4 protein-coding genes are annotated in these 4353 nt (G+C 59.8%); all 4 read right to left on the reverse strand.

Going from position 1 to position 4353, the window contains the following annotated elements:
- Nucleotides 1–1081 (reverse strand): outer membrane protein assembly factor BamB (gene bamB / locus AC1DWI_RS14850; RefSeq protein ID WP_477725106.1); only part of this gene is annotated, 1081 nt, incomplete at its 3' end.
- Complete coding sequence (locus tag AC1DWI_RS14855; RefSeq protein ID WP_477669357.1) at nt 1078–1770, reverse strand: YfgM family protein; 693 nt, start codon at nt 1768–1770, stop codon at nt 1078–1080. The genes AC1DWI_RS14855 and bamB, both read right to left, overlap by 4 nt.
- A 92-nt stretch (nt 1771–1862) precedes the next feature.
- Nucleotides 1863–3212 (reverse strand): histidine--tRNA ligase, encoded by a 1350-nt coding sequence (hisS, locus tag AC1DWI_RS14860; protein ID WP_477725107.1) that lies wholly within the window; start codon nt 3210–3212, stop codon nt 1863–1865.
- Nucleotides 3213–3217: 5 nt separating this feature from the next.
- Nucleotides 3218–4353, reverse strand: a 1136-nt coding sequence (gene ispG, locus AC1DWI_RS14865) for a flavodoxin-dependent (E)-4-hydroxy-3-methylbut-2-enyl-diphosphate synthase (RefSeq protein ID WP_477725108.1), incomplete at its 5' end; no start/stop codon positions are given.

The following is a 4353-nucleotide window of genomic DNA, read 5'->3' on the forward strand; positions in this document are numbered from 1 at the left end:
TTGCCGCAATGGCTGAGCCATCGGTAGGCAGGCGATTGAGCAGTGAGCCGTCTTCGCGGGAAAGCAGGTGGATGTAGCCGGAAAAATCGCCCATGGCGATAGAGCGCCCGACGACCACCGGCGCCGTGAGGCTGCGGTAGCGCAGGCGGTCGGTGGACCACGCACGCTCACCATCGGTGCGGCGCCAGGCGTTCACAGTGCCATCAGCTTCCGTGCCGAACAGCAGGCGATCGTCGCCATCAATGCCCTGTACACCGTTGGCCGGCTTGGCCCACAGCAGGTTGCCGCGCACAGCGTTGACGCATCCAACGCTTGCCTGGAATGCCCGCGTGCAAACGATATCGCCCTGCCGGCTGACACGTCCTACCAGGTCGACGAGCCGTTCCACGTCATTGACGCCGCGAGGCGTGGCAATCGGTGCCTCCCAACGGATGCTACCGTTGGACGGATTAAGGCCCACGAGGCGGCCGGCCAAACCTACGACCAACGTATCGCCCACCGCCAGCATGACGCCGGACTGACGAAGCACCAGGGGCTCGTTGGGCCGCTGCTGCGCCCAAAGCTTGCGACCCGTCAGCCCGTCAAAGGCCGTGACCGAACGGTCTGCGGCCAGGACAAATACCCTCAAGCCAGCCACGAAGGGAGCGGAAAATGCCTGGGCGCCCAGCTTTTGACGCCAGAGTTCCTTGCCATCCTGCAACGCGATGACTTCATTGGCCTTGGTTACCACGGCAACGACCTTGCCGTCGTTTCCAGCACCGGCGGCCAGGGGTGTATTCAGCGCAAGGCGCCAGAAATCGCGACCAGTTTGGGCATCCAGCAAAGCCACGGTGCCGTCACCACTGGCCACTGCCACGGTGTTGCCCGAAACCCCCATCTCAAGCGGGAAGTTCACCTGCCCCACGCGGGTGGTCCAGATCTGGCGCGCAGACACCAACCCAGTGACCGGCTGAAGTTCTGCGGGTTGCGGTTTTGCAGGACCGCCACCGAAAAAGGAACACCCWCTCAGAATCGCTATCAAAACAATAGCTGCCGGCGCACGCACCGCTTGGACCAGAGGCCTAAAAGATTGATAAATCATTTCTTCACCTCTTTATTTGATGGCGCATCGGCCTTGGTTGTCTCTGCGCCGGGATCAACCCCCAGCGCGTTGAGCTTGACCTCAACCAGACGCCGGTACTCGGAGCGCTCGTCAAGCCCCTTGTAAGCCTTTTCGTATTCACTTTTCGCCTCTGACTTCTTACCCTGCGCTGCCAGAATATCGCCACGCCGGTCGGCGACCAATGCCGTGAAGTCCTTCGGAAATGGGCCCGAAACCTGCTGCAGGGCCTCGTCATAAGACTTCTTCTCAATCAGCAGCCCCGCCAGGCGCAACCGGGCAATGGCCTGATAGCCCTCATCAGAGGCTTTTTCAGCGACCCAATTCAGAGCAGCACGCGATGCGTCGACATTGCCTTTGTCGTAATATGCCTTGGCGGCAAGCAGTCCCGCCTGTTGAGCGTACGTTGTCCGGCCAAAACGATCCTTCATGTCGGCCAGTGAGCGGTCAATTTTTGCCACGTCACCGGACTGCACAGCGCGCTCGACTTCGTCATACATGACCGAAGCCTGGGCTGCCTGGTTACGCTGCCAGTACTGGTATCCATTCCACGCGGCAAAGGCCCCGAGCACCACAATCAGGGCCCAGGTGATCATGTCACCGTACTGCTTCCAGAAGTGCTTGAGCTCGTCAAGCTGTTCCTGTTCTTCCAAATCGAGATGTTTTGCCATAAAAGTCTTTGTTCTGCCCCGGAAATGGTGCGGATTGAGTTGGGGTGATTGTAGAGGCCCGGCCAGCACTCCAAATGGCCGGCCGTGGCGGCTCAGCCGCGCAGGCTGTGAGCCCAGGCCATGACATCCCCCAAGGGCTGGAGTGCCTGGGCCTGCAAGGCTTGGTCTTTTTCGCCCCGCAGGTGTTTGACGGCAACACAGCCTTGAGCGAACTCGGTTTCGCCAAAAATCAGGGCGTAGCGCGCACCGCTACCGTCAGCTYTCTTGAACTGGGACTTCATGCTGCCCATGCCATCGCCTGTTCCGGCGTGCATCTGCACGTTGATGCCAGCAGCGCGCAAGGCTTCGCAGGTTGCCATCACAGTTGGCATCATCTCGGCAGACGGAACGATCACGTAGGCGTCGGGGCCACTCACCGGCGGCAACACGCCCACCGCCTCAAGCAGAAGCAGCATTCGTTCCACACCCATGCCCCAGCCTACCGCAGGCGTTGGCTTGCCGCCAAGCTGCTCGAACAGGCCGTCGTAACGGCCGCCACCGCAAACCGTACCCTGTGAGCCAAGCTTGTCGGTGACCCATTCGAACACCGTGAGGTTGTAGTAATCCATGCCACGCACCAGGCGCGGATTAATGCGATAGGACAGCCCTACCGCGTCGAGCACTGCGCGCACCGCGTTCAGGTGCGCCAGCGAACCCTCGCCAAGGAAGTCCATGAGCTGCGGCGCGGCCTCCACAACGGGCTGCATGGCAGGATTTTTGGTATCGAGGATGCGCAACGGGTTGCTGTGCAGCCGGCGTTTTGCATCTTCGTCAAGCACGCCGGCATGCGCCTCAAAGTGCGTGATCAGCGCGGCACGGTGCGCCATTCGCTCGCTGGGCTGGCCCAGGCTGTTCAGTTCGAGCCGCACATGCTCCATCGGAATGCCCAGGTCGTGCAGCAGCGCTCGGCACATGAGAATTTGCTCGGCATCCACATCAGGTCCGGCAAAGCCCAGCGCTTCAACATCGATTTGGTGAAATTGGCGATAACGCCCCTTCTGTGGTCGCTCATGACGAAACAGCGGCACCGCCGACCAGACCCGTATCGGGCCGTTGTACAGCGCGTTGTGTTCGATCATCGCGCGCACAATACCGGCAGTRGCCTCAGGGCGCAACGTGAGCCGATCGCCGTTCATCGAGTCGACAAAGGAATACATCTCCTTTTCGACGATGTCGGTCACCTCGCCAAGACCACGCACAAACAGCGCGGTCGGCTCGACGATCGGCGTGCGTACATTGGCGTAGGCATAGCGGGCCATCAATGCGCGCACCTTGGCTTCGAACCACTCCCAACGAGCCGACTCCGGCGGCAGGATGTCGTTCATCCCCTTGACGCCCGTCAGTTTTTCCATTTTGGCCACGGCGGATTTTTCTACCGGGCCGGCAGCTGTTTTTTCAACCATGGGCGTTACGCAGCTTCAGCGACGGTGTGCGTGCCAAAGCGTTTTTCAATGTAATTTTCAACAATGACCTGGAACTCCTGCGCAATGTTGTCGCCACGTAGGGTCAGTCTTTTTTCACCATCAATAAACACCGGCGCGGCAGGCGCCTCGCCGGAGCCGGGCAGGCTGATGCCGATATCGGCATGTTTGCTTTCACCCGGTCCATTGACGATACAGCCCATGACGGCAACCTTGAGCCCTTCGACGCCGGGATATTGTTCGCGCCAGACAGGCATCTGCGCACGCAGAAAGTCGTCAATTTGCTTGGCCAGCTCCTGGAAGGTCGTACTGGTGGTGCGCCCGCAACCTGGGCATGCCGTCACACTGGGCACAAAGGTCCGCAAACCAAGCGCCTGGAGAATCTCTGACGCAATAACAACTTCCTGGGTGCGGGCCTCACCCGGTTGGGGCGTTAAGGAAACGCGAATGGTATCGCCAATGCCTTCTTGCAGCAGGATCGATAACGCCGTGGCAGAAGCCACCGTGCCCTTGGTAGCCATACCGGCCTCCGTCAGCCCTAGGTGAAGCACGTGATCTGTGCGCCGGGCCAATTCTCGATAAACCGAAATCAGGTCCTGAACACCGCTTACCTTGCAGGAAAGGATGATCTGATTACGAGGCATTCCCATTTCTTCAGCGCGCCGGGCGGAATCGATCGCGGACGTAATCAATGCTTCATACATGACTTGCCTGGCATCCCAAGGGACTGCACGCGCACTGTTCTCATCCATCAAGCTGGCCAGCAGTTCCTGATCAAGGCTGCCCCAGTTCACACCGATACGCACGGGTTTTTTCCAGCGCATGGCAACCTCTATCATCTGGCCAAACTGCCGGTCACGTTTGTCGCCCTTGCCAACATTTCCCGGATTGATGCGATATTTGGACAACGCCTCCGCGCAAGCGGGGTAATCCGTCAACAACCGATGGCCATTGTAATGAAAGTCCCCTATCAGTGGAACGTCGATCCCCATCCGGTCGAGTTGCTCACGCACATGCGGAACAGCCTGCGCCGCTTCCGGCGTGTTGACGGTGATGCGAACCATCTCGGAACCCGCCAACGCCAGTTCCTTGACTTGAATCGCGGTGCCAATGGCATCCACCG

Source organism: Polaromonas sp. P3_C2 (assembly GCF_056402675.1).

Bases quoted from the DNA above. Each gene is read 5' to 3' on its own strand.
- AC1DWI_RS14855 (WP_477669357.1), bottom strand. From the start codon at position 1,770: ATGGCAAAACATCTCGATTTGGAAGAACAGGAACAGCTTGACGAGCTC.